This is a genomic window from Roseomonas gilardii subsp. gilardii (genome assembly GCF_023078375.1).
GTDB lineage: Bacteria > Pseudomonadota > Alphaproteobacteria > Acetobacterales > Acetobacteraceae > Roseomonas > Roseomonas gilardii.
This window is the reverse complement of record NZ_CP095554.1, coordinates 928,986-947,022: the sequence shown is the minus strand read 5'-3', so window position 1 is coordinate 947,022 and position 18,037 is coordinate 928,986. Positions and strand designations below refer to the sequence as shown.

General features: G+C 70.1%; 19 protein-coding genes. 15 read left to right on the top strand and 4 right to left on the bottom strand.

Going from position 1 to position 18,037, the window contains the following annotated elements; genetic code table 11:
- Positions 1-203 precede the first annotated feature (203 nt).
- Both MVG78_RS04375 and MVG78_RS04370 read left to right on the top strand, forming a co-directional pair.
- Entirely contained in the window at positions 204-407 is a 204-nt protein-coding gene (locus MVG78_RS04375) for a hypothetical protein (RefSeq protein WP_247558535.1), read from the top strand.
- Entirely contained in the window at positions 404-1,819 is a 1,416-nt protein-coding gene (locus tag MVG78_RS04370; RefSeq protein ID WP_247558533.1) for an amidase, read from the top strand. The genes MVG78_RS04375 and MVG78_RS04370 overlap by 4 nt, the downstream gene beginning before the upstream one ends.
- A 251-nt stretch (positions 1,820-2,070) precedes the next feature.
- On the opposite strand, the gene MVG78_RS04365 is transcribed toward MVG78_RS04370, so the two are convergent.
- The 3 genes from MVG78_RS04365 to rho all read right to left on the bottom strand — a co-directional run bounded on the left by MVG78_RS04365 (position 2,071) and on the right by rho (position 5,480).
- A complete protein-coding gene (locus MVG78_RS04365; RefSeq protein ID WP_247558531.1) occupies positions 2,071-3,516 on the bottom strand; it encodes an amidase in 1,446 nt (481 codons plus the stop codon).
- On the bottom strand, positions 3,516-3,722 hold the full coding sequence (locus MVG78_RS04360) for a hypothetical protein (RefSeq protein WP_247558529.1): 207 nt from the start codon (positions 3,720-3,722) through the stop codon (positions 3,516-3,518). The genes MVG78_RS04365 and MVG78_RS04360 overlap by 1 nt, the downstream gene beginning before the upstream one ends.
- A 474-nt stretch (positions 3,723-4,196) precedes the next feature.
- On the bottom strand, positions 4,197-5,480 hold the full coding sequence (rho, locus tag MVG78_RS04355) for a transcription termination factor Rho (protein ID WP_247558528.1): 1,284 nt from the start codon (positions 5,478-5,480) through the stop codon (positions 4,197-4,199).
- Between the two features lie 361 nt (positions 5,481-5,841).
- Between rho and MVG78_RS04350 the strand changes: the two genes are divergently transcribed.
- From MVG78_RS04350 to phnE (MVG78_RS04330), 5 genes are all read left to right on the top strand, one after another.
- Positions 5,842-6,600, top strand: a complete 759-nt coding sequence (locus MVG78_RS04350; protein WP_247558526.1) for a GNAT family N-acetyltransferase — start codon at positions 5,842-5,844, stop codon at positions 6,598-6,600.
- A gap of 127 nt (positions 6,601-6,727) precedes the next feature.
- Positions 6,728-7,555 (top strand): phosphonate ABC transporter ATP-binding protein, encoded by an 828-nt coding sequence (gene phnC, locus MVG78_RS04345; protein ID WP_247558525.1) that lies wholly within the window; start codon positions 6,728-6,730, stop codon positions 7,553-7,555.
- Between the two features lie 30 nt (positions 7,556-7,585).
- Entirely contained in the window at positions 7,586-8,506 is a 921-nt protein-coding gene (phnD, locus tag MVG78_RS04340; protein ID WP_247558523.1) for a phosphonate ABC transporter substrate-binding protein, read from the top strand.
- A gap of 71 nt (positions 8,507-8,577) precedes the next feature.
- The gene (phnE, locus tag MVG78_RS04335) at positions 8,578-9,471 is read left to right on the top strand and encodes a phosphonate ABC transporter, permease protein PhnE (RefSeq protein ID WP_247558521.1); all 894 of its coding nucleotides are present in this window, start codon (positions 8,578-8,580) and stop codon (positions 9,469-9,471) included.
- Entirely contained in the window at positions 9,468-10,334 is an 867-nt protein-coding gene (phnE, locus tag MVG78_RS04330) for a phosphonate ABC transporter, permease protein PhnE (protein ID WP_247558519.1), read from the top strand. Before phnE (MVG78_RS04335) ends, phnE (MVG78_RS04330) begins: the two co-directional genes overlap by 4 nt.
- Positions 10,335-10,593: 259 nt before the next feature.
- Here the strand turns inward: phnE (MVG78_RS04330) and phnF are convergent, their stop codons facing one another.
- Positions 10,594-11,316 carry a phosphonate metabolism transcriptional regulator PhnF gene (phnF, locus tag MVG78_RS04325; protein ID WP_247558516.1) on the bottom strand — a complete coding sequence of 241 codons (723 nt, stop codon included), beginning with the start codon at positions 11,314-11,316 and terminating at the stop codon, positions 10,594-10,596.
- 169 nt (positions 11,317-11,485) lie between these two features.
- Here phnF and phnG point away from each other — a divergent pair, with 169 nt between their 5' ends.
- From phnG to phnN, 8 genes are read left to right on the top strand one after another with little or no spacing between them, the layout of a single operon-like run.
- Positions 11,486-11,902: a phosphonate C-P lyase system protein PhnG gene (phnG, locus tag MVG78_RS04320; protein ID WP_247558513.1), complete on the top strand. Its 417-nt coding sequence runs from the start codon at positions 11,486-11,488 to the stop codon at positions 11,900-11,902.
- Positions 11,902-12,501, top strand: a complete 600-nt coding sequence (phnH, locus tag MVG78_RS04315; protein WP_247558511.1) for a phosphonate C-P lyase system protein PhnH — start codon at positions 11,902-11,904, stop codon at positions 12,499-12,501. Before phnG ends, phnH begins: the two co-directional genes overlap by 1 nt.
- Positions 12,502-12,504: 3 nt before the next feature.
- Complete coding sequence (locus tag MVG78_RS04310) at positions 12,505-13,617, top strand: carbon-phosphorus lyase complex subunit (RefSeq protein ID WP_247558508.1); 1,113 nt, start codon at positions 12,505-12,507, stop codon at positions 13,615-13,617.
- Positions 13,614-14,531, top strand: a complete 918-nt coding sequence (locus tag MVG78_RS04305; protein WP_247558505.1) for an alpha-D-ribose 1-methylphosphonate 5-phosphate C-P-lyase PhnJ — start codon at positions 13,614-13,616, stop codon at positions 14,529-14,531. Before MVG78_RS04310 ends, MVG78_RS04305 begins: the two co-directional genes overlap by 4 nt.
- Positions 14,528-15,304 carry a phosphonate C-P lyase system protein PhnK gene (gene phnK / locus MVG78_RS04300; protein ID WP_247558503.1) on the top strand — a complete coding sequence of 259 codons (777 nt, stop codon included), beginning with the start codon at positions 14,528-14,530 and terminating at the stop codon, positions 15,302-15,304. Before MVG78_RS04305 ends, phnK begins: the two co-directional genes overlap by 4 nt.
- 33 nt (positions 15,305-15,337) lie before the next feature.
- The gene (gene phnL / locus MVG78_RS04295; protein ID WP_247560309.1) at positions 15,338-16,039 is read left to right on the top strand and encodes a phosphonate C-P lyase system protein PhnL; all 702 of its coding nucleotides are present in this window, start codon (positions 15,338-15,340) and stop codon (positions 16,037-16,039) included.
- A gap of 11 nt (positions 16,040-16,050) precedes the next feature.
- On the top strand, positions 16,051-17,214 hold the full coding sequence (locus MVG78_RS04290; protein WP_247558501.1) for an alpha-D-ribose 1-methylphosphonate 5-triphosphate diphosphatase: 1,164 nt from the start codon (positions 16,051-16,053) through the stop codon (positions 17,212-17,214).
- 1 nt (position 17,215) lies between these two features.
- On the top strand, positions 17,216-17,767 hold the full coding sequence (gene phnN / locus MVG78_RS04285) for a phosphonate metabolism protein/1,5-bisphosphokinase (PRPP-forming) PhnN (RefSeq protein WP_247558499.1): 552 nt from the start codon (positions 17,216-17,218) through the stop codon (positions 17,765-17,767).
- Positions 17,768-18,037 lie beyond the last annotated feature (270 nt).

Genomic DNA, 18,037 nt, shown 5'->3' with positions numbered 1-18,037 from the left:
GAATGCCACAGCGCGCGGCAGACTCACGGCACCCCCCGCCATGCCGCGACACGCGAGTCCGCCAGAACAATGGCTTTCGTGCCTTTCCAGTATTGCAGGGGCCCCAAGCCCTGCCGTTTCTTTGGGCGCGACAGATCGATGGCCCGGACGTAACGTCGATCCGTTCCTCCCTCGGCCTGACAGGCCCCTGCCGGAGTCTCCCCATGACGACCGAAACCGATCCCGAACTGGATATGGCGCTCTCACGCGCGGGCATCACCCTGCCGCCGGGGCGCTATGCCGGCGTGCTCGCCACCCATCGCGACCTGCAGAAGATGATGCCGATCCTGCGCCAGCCGCGCACCGCAGCCGCCGAGCCGGCGGGGATCTATGTGCTGGACACCATCACGCGGGAGCAGGCGCCGTGAGCGAGCAGAAGCTGGAAGACCTCTCCATCGCCGAGGCCGGGGCGAAGCTGCGCGACGGCAGCCTGACCTCCGCCGCCCTGACGCGCCATGCGCTGGACCGGATCGCGAAGCTCGACGGCGCGCTGCATGCCTTCGTGCTGGTCACGGAGGAGCGGGCCATGTCCGATGCGGCGCGCGCCGATGCCGAACTCGCCGCCGGCACCGACCGCGGGCCGATGCACGGCATCCCCTATGCGCTCAAGGATATCTACGACACCGCCGGCATCCGCACGACCTGCCATTCCAAGCTGCTGATCGACAACGTTCCCACCGGGGACAGCGTCGTGGCGGCGAAGCTCGCCTCAGGTGGCGGCGTGCTTCTGGGCAAGCTGGCGACGCATGAATTCGCCATGGGCGGGCCGAGCTTCGACCTCCCCTTCCCACCCGCGCGCAACCCCTGGAACACCGACCATATCACCGGCGGCTCCTCCTCCGGCTCCGGCGCCGCCGTCGCCGCCGGGATGGTGCGCATGGCGATGGGCTCCGACACCGGCGGCTCGATCCGCGGCCCCGCAGCCTATTGCGGCACGGTGGGCCTCAAGCCGACCTATGGGCTGATCAGCCGGCGTGGTGTCTTCCCGCTCTCCTACACGCTTGACCATTGCGGGCCGCTGACGCGCAGTGTCGAGGACGCCGCGATCACCACGGAGCTCCTGGCCGGCTTCGATCCGCTCGACCCCGCGAGCGCCGACAAGCCGAAGCCCGATCTGCGCAGCAGGTTGGAGGATGGCGTCGCCGGCCTGCGCGTCGGCATGCCACGCAACCTCTACCGCGATGCCGAGGGGCTTTCGCCCGAGGTCTATGACGCGATCGAGCGCGTCGGCCAGGCGCTGGAAGCGGCGGGCGCGATCGTCGAGGAGATCACGCTTCCCGACTATTCGCTCTTCAACGCCTGCGGCCGCGTGATCCTGACCGCCGAAGCCTTCGCCATCCATGAGAAGGACCTGCGCGAGCGGCCGCAGGATTACGGCGAGCTTTTCCTCATGCGGATCGTCACCGGCGCCGCGATCAGCAGCGCGGACTACATCCAGGCGCAGCGCCTGCGCCGCGAGCTCTCCATCGCGGTGAATCGCGAGGCGCTGAAGAGGTGCGACATCCTGCTCACCGCCTGCGCCCTCGGCCCCGCACCAGCCTTCGCCGACTGCCCGCCGGACCGGCCCGTGTTCTGGCCGATCCAGTCCATGCCTTTCAACGTCACGGGCAATCCGGCCCTTTCCATGCCGGCCGGCCTCTCCGCCTCCGGTCTGCCGCTCTCCGCCCAGCTCGTCGGCCGCCCCTTCGAGGAGGCCACGCTGCTGCGCGCCGGCCGCGTCGTCGAGAAGGCCACCGCCTCCTGGGGCGCCACCGCCCCGGCCCTGCTCGCGGCGGAATGATCCAGCCGGGGCCAGGGAGGGCTCTGCCCTCCCTGGAACCCACCCGCCCAGGGACGTTAGTCCCTGGGAACCCTATGAGCGCTCCGCGAGGAGGGTGATGGCACGCCGGTCGCCACTTGGCACGACGGCGGTCGAAGCCCCCTCCTCGCGGAGCGCTCATGGCGGGGTCTCGGGGGCATACTATGCCCCTGAGCGGCCCCTCCCTCAGCAAAGGGTCCGGGAGGCAGAGCCTCCCGGAGCGCCACGCCCGATCACCCCGCACGCAGTTCGGGCATGCGGGTGTGCCAGTCGGTATCGCGCTGGTAGGCGTCGCCGACGGTCATGAGGCGGGCCTCGGCGAAGGGGCGGCCGACGAGCTGGAGGCCGACGGGCAGGCCACGGTCGTCGAAGCCACAATGCAGGCTCAGCCCCGGCAGGCCGAGATAGTTGATCGGCCGCGTGTTCTGCGTGATCAGGCCGAAGCGGCGGATGGCCTCCGGATCGCCAGCGTCGATGCGGCATTCCTCGCGCGTCGGGATCTTGCGCGGGATGGTGGGCATGGCGAGCACATCCACCTGCGAGAAGACCTCGTCACAGAAAGCCTTGAGCACCGGGCCGCGTCGGCTCAGCGCCTCGATGTAGTAGCTGGCCGGGATGGCATAGCCCGGGAACATGCGGCCGCTCAGATGGTTGGCGTAGTCGCCCGGACGCTCGCGCATCCAATTGGCGTGGATGGTCGGGCCTTCGCTGCGGCTGACGACGGAGCCATAGGTCAGCACCTGCTCCATCACCGGCAGCCTGATGCGCGTGACGGTGGCGCCGCGGCCACGCAGCACGTCGAGCGAAGCCTCGAAGGCAGCCAGGATGTCCGGGTCAGCACCGTCGAGGAACCACGTCTCCGCCACGCCGATGCGCTGCCCGCGCAGGTCGCCGGTCAGCGCGGCCTCGTAATCGGGCACCGGCTCCTTCGCACTGGTCGGGTCCTTCGGATCATGCCCGGCGATGACGCCCATCACCCGGGCGCAGTCGCGCACGGTACGTACCAGCGGGCCGACATTGTCGCAGGAAAAGGACAGCGGCATCACGCCGTGCCGGCTGACGCGGGTCTGCGTCGGCTTGAGGCCCACCACGCCGCAGGCCGAGGCCGGCAGGCGGATCGAACCGCCGGTGTCGGAGCCGAGCGCCATGAAGGCGAAGCGGGCGGAAACGGCGGCGCCGGAGCCGGAGGAGGAACCGCCGGTGATGTAGTCGCCGTTCCAGGGGTTCAGGCAGTCCCCGAAATGCCTGTTGTGACCGGTCGGGTTCTGCGCGAACTCCGCCATGTTGAGCCCGCCCATGGTGATGGCGCCGGCACCTTCCAGCCGGTCGATGACCGTGGCGGTGTAGCCGGGGCGGAAGTCGCCACGGATGGCGGAGCCGCAGGTCGAGAGCTTGCCGGCCTTGTAGTACATGTCCTTGTGCGCCATCGGCACGCCGGCCAGCGGGCCGGAAGCGGCACCGGCGGCACGGGCCTTGTCGGCGGCGGCAGCGGCCTCCAGCGCGGCCTCACGCTCGATCCAGGTGGTGGCGTTCACCGCCGGCTCATGCGCGGCGATGCGGTCGAGACAAGCCAAGGTCAGGGCGCTGGCCGTGACCTCACCCCGGGTGAAGGCGTCGGCCGCCTCGGCGAGGCTCAGGCCGGCGAGACCCGCGGAGGGGGCCATCGGCACGGCGTCCATCACGCACCCTCCTTGCAGCTCTGCAACGCCGCCTCGAAGGAGGAAGGCTCGTCCTCTAAGCGCAGCGTGCCGCGCAGCGCTTCGAAATCCGCGATCAGCTTCGGGATGTCCATCGACGCCATCTGCCGGCCGGTCTCATTGGGCAGTCCGACACCCGTCCAGAGGCGGATATCCTCCGCCACGCGCGTCACCAGGGCTTCGTCCATCCTTGCTCTTCCCTTCTGGGCGGGGTGGGTCAGTCCGCCCCGTGAAGCTGCGTCGCATGGCCCCGCCGTTCACCGGAGCCGAGGCGCCCAGGAACGGCAGGCGGAGAGGAGAGCGAAACCGGCCCGCCATGTTTCCGGACGGGCATCCGGCACCGCTGGCGGCGAGGCATCGCGGGGGTTCCGGTTCCTGCTGCGACGGGTGGAAGACTGCGCCTGAATGGCGTGCGGCTAGAGAGGCAAAGCGTACCTTCCCGCGCGGAAAAACGTGACCTGAACGCGAATCTGTCTGTTTTGAAGTCAGTTCATGACAAATCTGCACATGAAATGCGCTTAAAACGAAACAAAAACCTCTTGCGGCTGATTTTTCGGCATATTGCCTGAGCGGGCGAAACAGATACCTGCCCGGCCGGCATGCAAAGAAAAAGCCCCGCCAGGCGGACCGGGCGGGGCTGGAAAGGAGACCGGACAGGCCGGTCAGGTATTCATCGCGTCGAAGAAATCCTGGTTGGACTTGCTGTACTTCAGCTTGTCCAGAAGGAATTCCATCGCGTCCTGCGTTCCCATCGGGTTCAGGATGCGGCGCAGCACCCACATCTTGGACAGGGTGGAACGCTCCACCAGGACCTCCTCCTTGCGGGTGCCGGACTTGGTGATGTCGATCGCGGGGAAGACGCGCTTGTCGGAGAGCTTGCGGTCCAGCACGATCTCGCAGTTGCCGGTGCCCTTGAACTCCTCGAAGATCACCTCATCCATGCGGCTGCCGGTGTCGATCAGCGCCGTGGCGATGATGGTGAGCGAGCCGCCTTCCTCGATGTTGCGGGCGGCGCCGAAGAAACGCTTCGGCCGCTGCAGCGCGTTGGCGTCCACGCCGCCGGTCAGCACCTTGCCCGAGGACGGCACGACGGAGTTGTAGGCGCGGCCCAGGCGGGTGATGGAGTCCAGCAGGATCACCACGTCCCGCTTGTGCTCGACCAGGCGCTTGGCCTTCTCCAGCACCATCTCCGTGACCTGCACATGGCGGGTGGCTGGCTCGTCGAAGGTGGAAGCCACGACCTCGCCGCGCACGGTGCGGGCCATGTCGGTGACTTCCTCCGGGCGCTCGTCGATCAGCAGCACCATCAGGAAGACTTCCGGATGATTGGCCGAGATCGACTTGGCGATGTTCTGCAGCATCACCGTCTTGCCGGTGCGCGGCGGCGCCACGATCAGGGCGCGCTGGCCCATGCCGATCGGCGCGACCAGGTCGATGACCCGGTGGGTGTTGTCCTTGGTGGGCCCCTTGTTGTTGGCCTGGGCGGCCTCCAGCTCCGGGTTCTCCATCCGCAGGCGCCGCGTCGGGTAGAGCGGCGTGAGGTTGTCGAAGTTGATGCGGTGGCGCAGCGCCTCGGGCGGCTCGAAATTGATCGCCTCGACCTTCAGCAGGGCGAAGTAGCGCTCGCCATCCTTGGGCGCCCGGATCTGGCCCTCCACCGTATCGCCGGTGCGCAGGCCGAAGCGGCGCACCTGCGTGGGGGAGACGTAGATGTCATCCGGCCCCGGCAGGAAGTTGGCCTGTGGGCTGCGGAGGAAGCCGAAGCCGTCGGGCAGGATCTCCAGCGTACCGTCCCCGTGGATGGCCTGGTCCTTCTCGGCCAGGTTCTTGAGGATGGCATACATGATGTCCTGCTTTCGCAGGGAGGAGGCGTTCTCGATTTCGAGCGACTCGGCGAAAGCGAGGAGGTCGCCGGGGCTCTTGGCCTTCAGTTCGGAAAGATGCATGCGGCGGACGTATCCGTCATCGACAGGGAGGGCGGGACCCTTCCCGGTGAGCCGTCCGGCCGGCGGTTGGCCAAGCGATTGGCCAAGGGCAGGACGACTGTGTTGCCGGAACGGCGCGCCCGACTTACGAGAAGCGGCACGTCCGACAATGTCCCGATGTGCAAGGAGGGAGAGCAGCGGAAGCCGTAGGGCCCGCCACCCCTATGGGAAGCGATGGGACAGATAAGGCGGGTCGTGCGATCCGTCAACCGGAAATCGCGGATTTTGCAGGAAAACCGAGGGATTCCGATCCGGCGGCCCGCTTGCCAGCCCCGCCCTCTCGTGAGAGGCCGGGAACACCCGTCATCCGGAGCACGCTCCCTTGCCCGCCGAAACCCCCTCCATCGATGTCCTGACCCTGGAGCGCGCGGCCCTGACCTCCGTTCCGGCGCCACGCCTGGCCTGGGACGGAGGCTTCGTGCTCCGCGGCTTCCTGAACGGCACGGGGCGGGCCAATGCCGCCTGCTCGCTCGACCCCTCGCCCGATCCCGGGCTGGAGGCACGGCTGGACCGGATGGAGGCCGATTTCGCCCGGATGGGCCTGCCCGCCCGCTTCCGCTCCACGCCGCTCGACCCGCCGGGCCTGAAGCAGGCGCTGCTGGCGCGCGGCTATGTGGAGCATGACGGGGCCTGCGTGATGGCCGGCCCGCTTTACCCTCTGGCGGAGGCGGCGGGCGCGGGCGTCGAGATCCTCGACACCCCGGCCGAGGACTGGCTCGCCGTGCTGTCCACGGCGGAATACCAGACCGAAGCACGGCGCGCGGAAAAGGCTGGCGCCGCCACCATGCTGGCCCGGCCCGGCTGCTGGCTGCTGTGGCGGGAGGACGGGGTGCCGGCGGCGGGAGCGCACATGGTCGCGGACGCGTCGCTCTGCGGCATCTTCGACGTGGCGACCGACCCGCGCTTCCGCCGCCGGGGTCTGGCCCAGCGTGTCCTCGCCGCCGGGGCGGCCTGGGCGGCGGGGCTGGGGGCGACCACCGCCTGGCTGCAGGTCTCACCCTCCAACACCGGGGCACGGGACCTCTATGCCCGCCTCGGCCTCTCCGAGGTCTACCGCTACACCTATTTCCTCCGGGACTGAGGCCGCGCACCGCCCGGAGGATGACCGTTCCGCCCGGGCTCTGTCATGAATCCATCATCGGCCTGAAACAGCCGCGTCATCCGCCTGCGCTACCCGCCCCAGCCGACAGGGGAAGACGGGACCGCGCATGCTCACCATCGATGGATTGTCCCGGCGATACGGCGCGAAGACGGCCGTGGACGGCTTGTCGCTGGAGATCCGTCCCGGCAGCTTCGTGGGGGTGATCGGCCGCTCCGGCGCCGGCAAGTCCACGCTGCTGCGGATGATCAACGGGCTGGAGACCCCCAGCGGCGGCCGCGTCCTCTGGAACGGCCAGGTGGTGAGCGGGCTGCGGGGCCGGGCGCTGCGCGACTGGCGGGCCCGCTGCGCCATGGTCTTCCAGCACTTCAACCTCGCCAGCCGGCTCGACGTGCTGACCAACGTGCTCACCGGCCGGCTGAACCATGTCTCCCTGCCCCGCGCCCTGTTCGGCCTCTGGCCGGAGGAGGACCGGGCCATGGCGCTGGCGGCGCTGGAGCAGTTCGATATCGCCGACCTCGCCGCGCAGCGCGCCGGGCAGCTCTCGGGCGGGCAGCAGCAGCGCGTGGCCATCGCCCGCGCCCTGGTGCAGGAGCCGGAGATCATCCTGGCCGACGAGCCGATCGCCTCGCTCGACCCGCGCAACACGCAGGTGGTGATGGACACGCTCCAGCACATCAACCGCGGCTATGGCATCACCGTGCTCTGCAACCTGCATTCGCTCGACGTGGCGCGCCGCTACTGCGACCGGCTGGTGGGGCTTTCCGCGGGCAGGCTGGTCTTCGATGGCGGCCCGCAGGAACTGGGCGAGGCCGAGGCACGCCGCCTCTACGGGCTGGAAGCCGCCGAGGTGATGGATGCGGCGGAGCCCGCGCCCGCTTCCCCCGCCCCCGGAACACCGGTGCCGCCGCAGGCGGTGGCCCGGACCTATGCGTAACACCACCTCCGACCCAAGGATCATCCGATCATGCTGAACCGTCGCATGCTGCTCGGCGCCGGCGCCCTGCTGGCCTCGCCGCTGGCGGCGCCCTCGCTGGCCCGCGCCCAGTCGAGCTCCTGGGCGAAGGCCTATCCGGAGCTGGTCTTCGCCATCATCCCGGCCGAGAACGCCTCCGGCGTGATCGACCGCTGGACGCCCTTCACCGAGTACCTGTCGAAGAAGCTCGGCACCAAGGTCACGCTGCGCATCGCCAACGACTATGCCGCGGTGATCGAGGGCCAGCGCGCCGGCAACATCCACATCGCCTCCTACGGCCCCTCCTCCTTCGCCCGCGCGCTGATGACCGGCGCGAAGATCGAGGCCTTCGCCATCGAGACCAACCTCGACGGCACCAAGGGCTACTACTCCGTCTTCTACGTGAAGAAGGACTCGCCCTATCAGAAGGTGCAGGACCTGAAGGGCAAGAATCTCGGCCTGGTGGACCCGAACTCCACCTCCGGCAACAACGTGCCGCGCTTCTCGCTCGACAAGATGGGCATCAAGCCGGACGAATTCTTCGGCAAGGTCGTCTATACCGGCAGCCACGAGAACGCCATCATCGCCCTGCAGCAGGGCACGGTGGACATGGCCGCCAACTGGTGGAACGACGAGCAGGAAAGCAACCTGCTGCGCATGTCGCGCAAGGGCATGGTGAAGGCGGAGGATTTCCGCATCATCTTCAAGTCCGACCAGATCGTGAACTCGCCGATGGCCTATCTCACGACCCTGCCGGAGGACCTGCGCACCGCCATCCGCACCGCCGTCCTGGCCATGCCGACGGAGGACAAGGCGGCCTTCGACAAGATCTATGACGGCAAGTCCGGTCCCTGGGCGCCGGTGGACAACAGCGCCTACCAGCCGATCATCGAGCTGAACCGCTTCGTCGACAGCCTCCGCCGCAAGGCCTGAGGCGGCCCCTCCGCACAGGCCGCCCGGTCCCGGACCGGGCGGCCTGGCCGTTCGAACAGGTCTTCCCTGCCATGAGCATCGCCCTGCCCCGCCTGCCGGAGCCGCGCCTCGCCAGCCTGATGGGCGACTACGCGCAGAGCCGCAGGGCGGCGCGCCGCCAGATCCTGCTCTCGCTCCTCGTCATCGCCGCGCTCGCCCTTCTCTCCGCCTGGGTGGCGGAGGTCGATCCCGGCCAGCTCGGGCGGCATATCGGCGCCTTCTTCGGCTATTTCGACCGCATCACCACGCTGGAGGACAGCAGCACCGGCGCCCGCGTCTGGACCAACCCGGGCGAATGGTTCTGGGGCCTGCGCAAATGGGGCCTTCTGCTGTTCGACACGATGCTGATGGCTTATGTCGGCACTCTGCTCGGGGCACTCGCGGGCTTCGCGCTCTGCTTCGTGTCCAGCGCTAATCTCGTGCGGAACCGCTGGCTGCGCGGCGCGGCGCGGCGGCTGCTGGAATTCTGCCGCACCGTCCCCGACATCGTCTTCGCGCTGATCTTCGTGATCGCCTTCGGCCTCGGCGCGCTGCCGGGCGTGTTGGCCATCGCCATCCACACCGCCGGCGCGCTGGGCAAGATGTGCACCGAGGTGGTGGAGAACATCGACATGAAGCCGGTCGAGGGCATCCGCTCCACCGGCGGCGGCTGGATGAGCGCGGTGCGCTTCGGCGCCCTGCCGCAGGTTCTGCCGAACTTCGCGAGCTACGCGCTGCTGCGCTTCGAGATCAATGTTCGGCAGGCCGCCGTGCTGGGCTTCGTCGGCGCGGGGGGCATCGGGCAGGACCTGCTCGAAGCGATCCGCAAGTTCTACTACAATGACGTCTCCGCCATCCTCCTGCTGATCATCCTGGCCGTGATGGCAATCGACATGCTGACCGAACGCCTGCGCCACCACCTCATCGGACTGGAGCAGAAGGCATGAGCGGCGTCATCCGCAACGCCGCGCTGGCGGACCTTCCCGGCCTCGCCGCGCGCCACCCGCGGGCCTTCCGGCGCATGCCGCCCTCCCGCCTCCGGGCACTGGCGATCACCGCCGCCGCGCTGGCGCTCTTCGCCATCAGCATCTGGCGCCTCGATCTCTCGCCGCTGCGCATCTTCGCCGGGATGGGGCAGATGCTGCACTTCCTGACGCTGATGCTGCCGCCCGACCCAGGCTCCTGGGCGCGCTTCATGCAGATGCTGCGCCTCCTGGCCGAAACTCTGGCCATCGCCTTCCTTGGCACGCTCCTCGCTGCCATCCTGGCCATCCCGCTGGGCTTCCTCGCCGCGCGCAACACCACCATCAACCGTGTGGTGCACTTCCTGTCCCGCCGCGCGCTGGACGGCATCCGCGGCGTGGACGCGCTGATCTGGGCGCTGATCTGGATCAGTGTCGTCGGCCTCGGCCCCTTCGCCGGGGTGCTGGCCATCGTCACCTCCGATATCGGCACCTTCGGCAAACTCTATTCCGAGGCGATCGAGGCGGTGGACCGCAAGGCGGCGGAAGGCATCGCCTCCACCGGCGGCAACCGGCTCCACGGCATCCGCTACGGCGTGCTGCCCCAGGTCCTGCCCGTGCTCGCCGGGCAGGTGCTCTACATGTTCGAATCCAACACCCGCTCCTCCTCCATCATCGGCATCGTCGGCGCGGGCGGCATCGGACTCATGCTGTCGGAGATGATCCGCACCCTGGAATGGCCGGCCGTCTCCATGATCGTCGTCCTCATCCTCGTCATGGTCGCCGCCATCGACGCCCTCTCCAGCCGCCTCCGCACCGCTATCGCCGGCGCACCGTCGGGGCATTGAAGAGGTGTTCGGGCCGGGGCCAGAGCGGCTTTGTCCCTCTGGACACCCAGCCCAGGGACGTTGGTCTCTGGGAACCCTGTGAGCGCTCCGCGAGGAGGGCCGTCCCGCCGTCGTGCCCTATGGCGACCGGCTGGCCATAACTCCTCCTCGCGGAGCGCTCATGGCGGGGTCCCGGGGGCACACTGTGCCCCTGAGCGGCCCCTTTCTCAGCAAAGGGTCCGGGAGGCAGGGCCTCCCGGTTCCCAGGCCGAATCACCCCTCACGCCGACAGTTCGACGCGGTCGGCGGCGAAGCGGGCGTGGGTGGCCTGGATGGGGCGGCCCTGGGCATCGGTGTTGACGCTGTCGAGAACGAGGACGACGCGGCCGGGAGCGAGGCCGAGGGCTTCGGCTTCCTGCGGCGTGGCGGGGCGGGCGGTGATGCGGGTGGAGCGGCGGAGGTAGTCCGTGACGCCGTAGGAGGCATAGGCACGGGTGATGGAGCCGGTCTCGGCATAGCGTTCGGCGAAGCCGGCGAAACGCGGCAGGGGCAGGCGGGTGAGGCCGGTGGAAATGGGCACGCCATCGGCCTCGTGCAGCGTGTCGAGTTCCAGGATCGGGCTGCCCGGCGGCAGTTCGAGCGCCTCGGCCAGCACGGGGTCGGCGGCAACCTCGTGGACGGAAAGGAGGCGGCCCCACGCCTCCCGCCCGGCGGCGGTGGCGATCTCGGAGAAGCGGGTGCGCGGCCCGATCGGATAGCGGAGCGGCGGCGCCTCGACGAAGGTGCCGCTGCCCTGGCTGCTGCGGACCAGGCCACGCTCGGCCAGGGCGGCAAGGGCGCGGCGGACGGTGTGGCGGTTCACGCCATGCTGGGCGGCAAGCTGGGCCTCGGTGGGCAGGCGCTCGCCGCGCCGGAAGCGGCCGGCGGCGATCTCGCCCTCCAGCCCGTCGGCGATGCGCTTCCAGGCGGCGACGCCGTCGCCCCGGCGGAAGGGGACGTTCATCGGTGCGGAATCATCGAAGTGTCACTGGCTCATCTTGTCGAGATGTCTATACTACTAGACATATTCGCAGAGAGGCTCCCGGGCAATGGCGAGAGAGAGCGAAACACGAGAGCAGGCTGGAACGCCAGCCACCCCCGGCACACACACCCGGCAGGCCCCCCGGCAGGCGATGATGGCGCTCTGCGCCGCAGCGACCGGGGCGGAGCTGGAAGGCGCGCTGGCGGCGGTGGGCTATACCGGGCCGGTCCAGGAGCTGCGGCGGCCGGAAACCGGGCTGGTGATGGTGCGGGGCCGCGCCGGGGGCGACGGGCGCCGCTTCAACCTCGGCGAGGCGACGGTGACCCGCGCCGCGGTGCGGGTCGAGGGTGGGGCGACCGGCTTCTCCTATCTCCTGGGACGGGACGCGGCGCGGGCGCGGCAGGCGGCGGTGCTAGATGCGCTCTGGCAGAGCGCGCCGCATCGCGCCGCCGTGGAGGCCGCGCTGCGCCCCGTCGCCGAGCGGCGGGAGGCCGAGCGGGCGAAGCGGGCCCGGCAGGCGGCCGCGACCCGCGTGGATTTCTTCACCATGGTGCGCGGAGAGGACTGATGAACGCCGTCACCGGATTGCTGCCCGGCTTCGCCGACCCTGTCCTCGATGCACAACGGGTGTTCCGTGGGGTGATGGAGGCGCTGGCCCGTCCCGGCAGCCTGCAACCGCTGTCCCATCTGCCGGAGGTGCCGGCCCCGCTGACGCCGGAGCTGGCGGCGATCGCCCTGGCGCTCGCGGATGCGGATGCGCCGCTCTGGCTGGACGCTCCGCTGGCCGAGGCGCCGGCGGTGGCGGAGTTCCTGCGCTTCCACACCGGGGCGCCGATCGTGCGGGACCCGGCGGAGGCCGCCTTCGCCCTGATCGCCGATCCGGTGCGCTGCCCGCCGCATGAGAGCTTCGCCCAGGGCACGCCGGACTATCCGGATGCCTCCACCACCCTGGTCCTGGCCCTGCCGCGCCAGGAGGGCGGAAAGCTGCTGCTGCTGGAAGGGCCGGGGATCGAGGGCTGCCGCAGCGTGACGCCGCCCCTGCCGGAAGGCTTCGCGGCGCGGCTGAAGCGGAACCGGAAGCGCTTCCCGCTCGGGCTCGACCACCTGCTGGCCCTGCCGGGCGCGGTGATGGGCCTGCCGCGCTCGACCCGCGTGACGGAGGGCTGACGCATGTATGTGGCCGTGAAGGGCGGCGAGGCCGCCATCGACAATGCGCACCGCCTGCTGGCCGATGCGCGGCGCGGCGACCGCGCCGTGCCGGAGATCGGGGTGGACCAGATCCGCGAGCAGATGCGCCTCGCGGTGGACCGGGTGATGACCGAGGGCTCGCTCTACGACCCCGACCTCGCCGCGCTGGCGCTGAAGCAGGCGCGGGGCGACCTGATCGAGGCGGTCTTCCTGGTGCGGGCGGCGCGGACCACCCTGCCCCGTTTCGGTGCCTCGGAAGCGATCGACACCGCCGCGATGGCGGTGCGGCGGCGGGTTTCCGCCACCTACAAGGACCTGCCGGGCGGACAGGTGCTGGGGCCGACCTTCGACTACACGCACCGGCTGATCGACTTCGCCCTGGCGGCGGGGCTGGAGCCGCCGGTCCCGGCCGAGGCCCCGGCCGATCCGGCGGAGCCCGTGCCGCATGTCACGGCGCTGCTGGGTGGCGAGGGGCTGATCGAGTCCAGCGGCGAGGATGAGGGCGCCGAGGTCGGCGACCTGACCCGGGCGCCGGTGGCCTATCCGGCGGAGCGCGACATCCGCCTCCAGGCCCTGGCACGGGGCGACGAGGGCTTCGTGCTGGCGCTCGGCTATTCCACCCAGCGCGGCTATGGCCGCAACCACCCCTTCGTCGGCGAGATCCGCTTCGGTACGGTCGAGCTGGAGTTTGTGCCGGAGGAGCTGGGTTTCGCCGTGCCGCTGGGCGAGATCGAGGTCACCGAATGCGAGATGGTGACACAGTTCAAGGGCTCCTCCCAGGTGTCGCCCCAGTTCACGCGCGGCTACGGCCTGTCCTTCGGCCAGGGCGAGCGCAAGGCGATGGCCATGGCGCTGGTGGACCGGGCGCTGCGGGCGGAGGAGCTGGGCGAGGAGGTGAAAGCCCCGGCGCAGGACCAGGAATTCGTCCTTTCCCATTGCGACAACCTGCAGGCGACCGGCTTCGTCGAGCATCTGAAACTGCCGCACTACGTCGATTTCCAGGCGGAGCTGGAGCTGGTGCGGCGGATGCGGGCGGAACATGCCGCCGCCCAGGCGAAGGCGGCACAGGAGACACGGAAGGAGGCGGCGGCATGACCCCGGCACAGCAGAGCGGCGCGGGCACCGCCGGCTACAACTTCGCCTATCTGGACGAGGGCACGAAGCGGATGATCCGCCGCGCCATCCTGAAGGCCATCGCCATCCCCGGCTACCAGGTGCCCTTCGCCTCGCGGGAGATGCCGATGCCCTATGGCTGGGGCACGGGCGGGGTGCAGGTGACGGCGGCGGTGCTGGGGCCCGAGGACCGGCTGAAGGTGATCGATCAGGGTTCCGACGACACCACCAATGCCGTCTCCATCCGCAAGTTCTTCGAGCGCACGGCGGGGGTGGCGACCACCACCCGCACGGCGGAGGCCACGGTGATCCAGACCCGGCACCGCATCCCGGAGCACCCGCTGACCGAGGGGCAGGTCCTCGTCTACCAGGTGCCGATCCCGGAGCCGCTGCGCTTCCTGGAACCGCGGGAGACGGAAACGCGGCGCATGCACGCGCTGGCGGAGTACGGGCTGATGCACGTGAAACTCTATGAGGACATCGCGCGGCACGGCCATATCGCCAAGACCTATGCCTATCCGGTGGAGGTGGCGGGGCGCTATGTGATGGACCCTTCCCCCACGCCGAAATTCGACAACCCGAAGATGGACCACTGCGCCGCGCTGCAGCTCTTCGGCGCGGGGCGCGAGCGGCGGATCTATGCGGTGCCGCCCCATACCCAGGTGCGGAGCCTGGATTTCGAGGACCATCCCTTCACGGTGCAGAAGTTCAGCCAGCCCTGTGCTCTTTGCGGCGCCACCGGCACCTATCAGGACGAGGTGGTGCTGGACGACCGGGGCGGGCGGATGTTCGTCTGCTCGGACACGGATTTCTGCGAGGAACGGCGCGAGGCGGGGCATCGCGGCCCGATGCTGGGCGAAGCACCGTCCTTCGTGCAGAAGGAGAGCGCGCGATGAGCGGCATTCCCCTCCTCTCCGTCGATGGCCTGAGCAAGCGCTACGGCCCGCGCATCGGCTGCGCCGATGTCAGCTTCGACCTGGAGGCCGGCGAAGTGCTGGCGGTGGTCGGCGAATCCGGCTCCGGCAAGTCCACGCTGCTCTCCTGCCTCGCCACGGAGCTGATGCCCGACAGCGGGCGCATCCTCTATCGCGGCGGAGAGGACGAGGCGCGTGACATCCTGACGCTCGGCGAGGCGGAACGCCGCCTGATGCTGCGCACGGAATGGGGCTTCATCCGCCAGGACGCGGCGCAGGGCCTGCGCATGTCCGTTTCCGCCGGCGGCAATGTCGGGGAGCGGCTGATGGCGGTGGGCGCGCGGCACTATGGCCGCATCCGCGCCACGGCGCAGGACTGGCTGGGCCGCGTCGAGATCGGCGCCGACCGCATGGACGACACGCCGCGCAGCTTCTCCGGCGGCATGCGGCAGCGGCTGCAGATCGCGCGCAACCTCGTCACCCATCCGCGCCTCGTGCTGATGGACGAGCCGACCTCGGGCCTCGACGTCTCCGTGCAGGCGCGGCTGCTGGACCTCGTGCGCGGGCTGGTCGCGGAGCTGGGGCTGGCGGTGATCATCGTGACGCATGACCTCGCCGTGGCACGGCTGCTGTCGCACCGGATCATGGTGATGCGCCATGGACGGGTGATCGAGAGCGGGCTCACCGACCAGGTCCTGGACGACCCGGCCGAGCCCTATACGCAACTCCTGGTTTCCTCGGTGCTCGCGGCATGACCTCCTCCATGACAACAGGGGCCCCTCGTCACGCTGGACGGCGTCGGCAAGAGCTTCACCCTGCATCTGCGCGGGGGTGCCCGGCTCGGCGTCGTGTCCGGCGTCTCCTTCTCGGTCGATCCGGGGGAATGCGTCGTGCTCGGCGGCCCCTCGGGCGCGGGCAAGTCCTCGCTGCTGCGGATGATCTACGGCAACTACCGCTGCGACACGGGCCGCATCCTGATCCGCGAAGGGGAGGAGATGGTGGATGTCGCCAGCGCCGGGCCGCGCCGGGTGCTGGCGCTGCGGCGGACCACCATGGGCTATGTCTCGCAGTTCCTGCGCGTCATCCCCCGTGTCGGCGCGCGCGAGATCGTGGCCGCCGCCGGTCGCGAGGGCGGGCTCGACGCGCAGACCGCCAGCCGCCGCGCGGCGGAGATGCTGGCGGCGCTGAACCTGCCGGAACGGCTCTGGGACCTGCCGCCCGCCACCTTCTCCGGCGGCGAGCAGCAGCGCGTGAACATCGCCCGCGGCCTGATCGCCGAGCGGCCGGTGCTGCTGCTGGACGAGCCCACCGCCTCCCTGGATGCGCGCAACCGTGCCGTGGTGGTGGAGATGATCCGCCGCAAATCCGCCGCCGGCGTGGCGATGATCGGCATCTTCCATGACGAGGACGTGCGCGACGCGGTGGCGAGCCGCGTGGTGGATGTCACGCGTTTCTCCGCCGCGCCCGAACCCCAAGCCGACGCCGCCTGACAGGAACGACGATGCTCGAACCCGTGGACCTGATCGAGAATGCCGAGATCGTGCTCCCCGACCGCGTGCAGCGCGGCTGGGTGCGCCTGGAGGATGGCCGGATCGAGGCCATCGGCGAGGGGGCCGCGCCGCGCGCCGCCCTTCCCGCCGAAGGGCGGCGCGTGGACCTGCGCGGCGCGCTGCTGATCCCCGGCCTGGTGGAGCTGCACACCGACCATCTGGAGGCGCACTACATCCCGCGCCCCAAGGTGCGCTGGCACCCGCTGGGCGCCGTGCTGGCCTATGACGCGCAGATCGCGGCCTCCGGCATCACCACCGTCTTCGACAGCCTGCGAGCCGGCTCCGACATCGATGGCGGCGGGCTGGGTGGGGAGCTCTTCGACCTGGCGGAGGCGATCGACGCCGCGCGGCTGGACGACCTGCTGCGCGCCGAGCACCGCACGCATCTGCGCTGCGAGATCCCGGCGCCGGACGTGGTGGAGATGGTGGAGAAGTTCTGCGCCCGCTACCCGGTGGACCTGCTTTCGCTGATGGACCACACGCCCGGGCAACGGCAGTTCCGCGACCTGGAGAAGTACTTCATCTATGCCCGCCGCTCCGGCAAGTCCACCGAGGAGCTGAAGGCGCTGACCGCCCTGCGGATGGAAACCGGCGCGGAGCGTGCGGCGTGCAACCGGCCGCCCTTGGTCGCCCTGGCGCAGCGCCACGGCATCGCGCTCGCCAGCCATGACGACACCACCCTGGACGATGTGGCGCAGTCGGTGACGGAGCATGTCGGCATCGCGGAGTTCCCGACCACCCGTGAAGCAGCGGCGGAAAGCCATGCGCAGGGCATCCGCGTGATGATGGGTGCGCCGAACCTGATCCGCGGCGGCTCGCATTCCGGCAATATCGCGGCGGAGGAACTGGCGCGGCACGGGCTGCTGGACATCCTGTCCTCCGACTATGTGCCGGGCAGCCTGCTGCTGGCGGCCTTCAACCTGCCGGAACGCGTGCCGGGCATCACCCTGCCGCAGGCCATCGCCACGGTGACGGCCAACCCGGCGCGGGCCACCGGCCTGGACGACCGGGGCGTGATCGCGCCAGGCCAGCGCGCCGACCTGGTGCATGTCACCCTCTCCGGTGGCGTGCCGGTGGTGCGGCAGGTGTGGCGCCAGGGAAGGCGGGTCGCCTGACATGCGGGGTGGCTTCGTGCTGGTGGTCGGGCCGAGCGGCGCCGGCAAGGACACGGTGATCGCCGGTGCCCGCGCGGCGCTGGAAGGGGAGCCGCGCCTGCTCTTCCCCCGGCGTGTGGTGACGCGCCCCGCCTCGGAATGGGAGGCGCATGACAGCCTGGACGAGGCGGCCTTCCAGCGCGCCGAGGCGGCGGGCGCCTTCGCCCTGTCCTGGCGGGCGCACGGGCTCTGCTACGGCATCCCGGCGGAGGCGGCCCTGGCCGCGCGGACGGGGAAGCTGGTGCTGTGCAACGTCTCGCGCGCCGTGGTGCCGCTGGCGCGGGAACGGCTGCCCGCCGTGAGCGTGGTGGAAATCACGGCACCACCCGAGATCCTGGAACAGCGCCTCGCCCGCCGCGCCCGGGCGGAGGACGGGGATGTCGCCCTGCGCCTGCGCCGCGCCCCGGTGCTGGACGGGCCGCCGGCCGAGTTGCGCATTGTCAATGACGGCACGCCGGATGCCGCCGTGGCACGCCTCCTGGCCCATCTGCGCGACCGGCTGACAGAGGGCTGATCCGCCCCTCTCTGCTGCTCCCGCGTTCCGCTTGTGGCTGGCCGCCGGGGGCAAGGCTCCGCCTCGCCCCCGGACCCCCACTCCGTTGTTCCCCGGCCCGGTCCCTGGGAGCAAGTGGATCAGTGGGGTGCCCGAAAAGAAAGAATCCTTGTCCGCGCTGGTGGCAGCCACAGTCGCCGGAGAGCATCGCTCTCCGGCGTGATCCGGCCTCAGCAGGAGCCAGCGAGTGGGAGGTCCAGGGTCAAACGTATACGTTTGACCAGGTTCCTG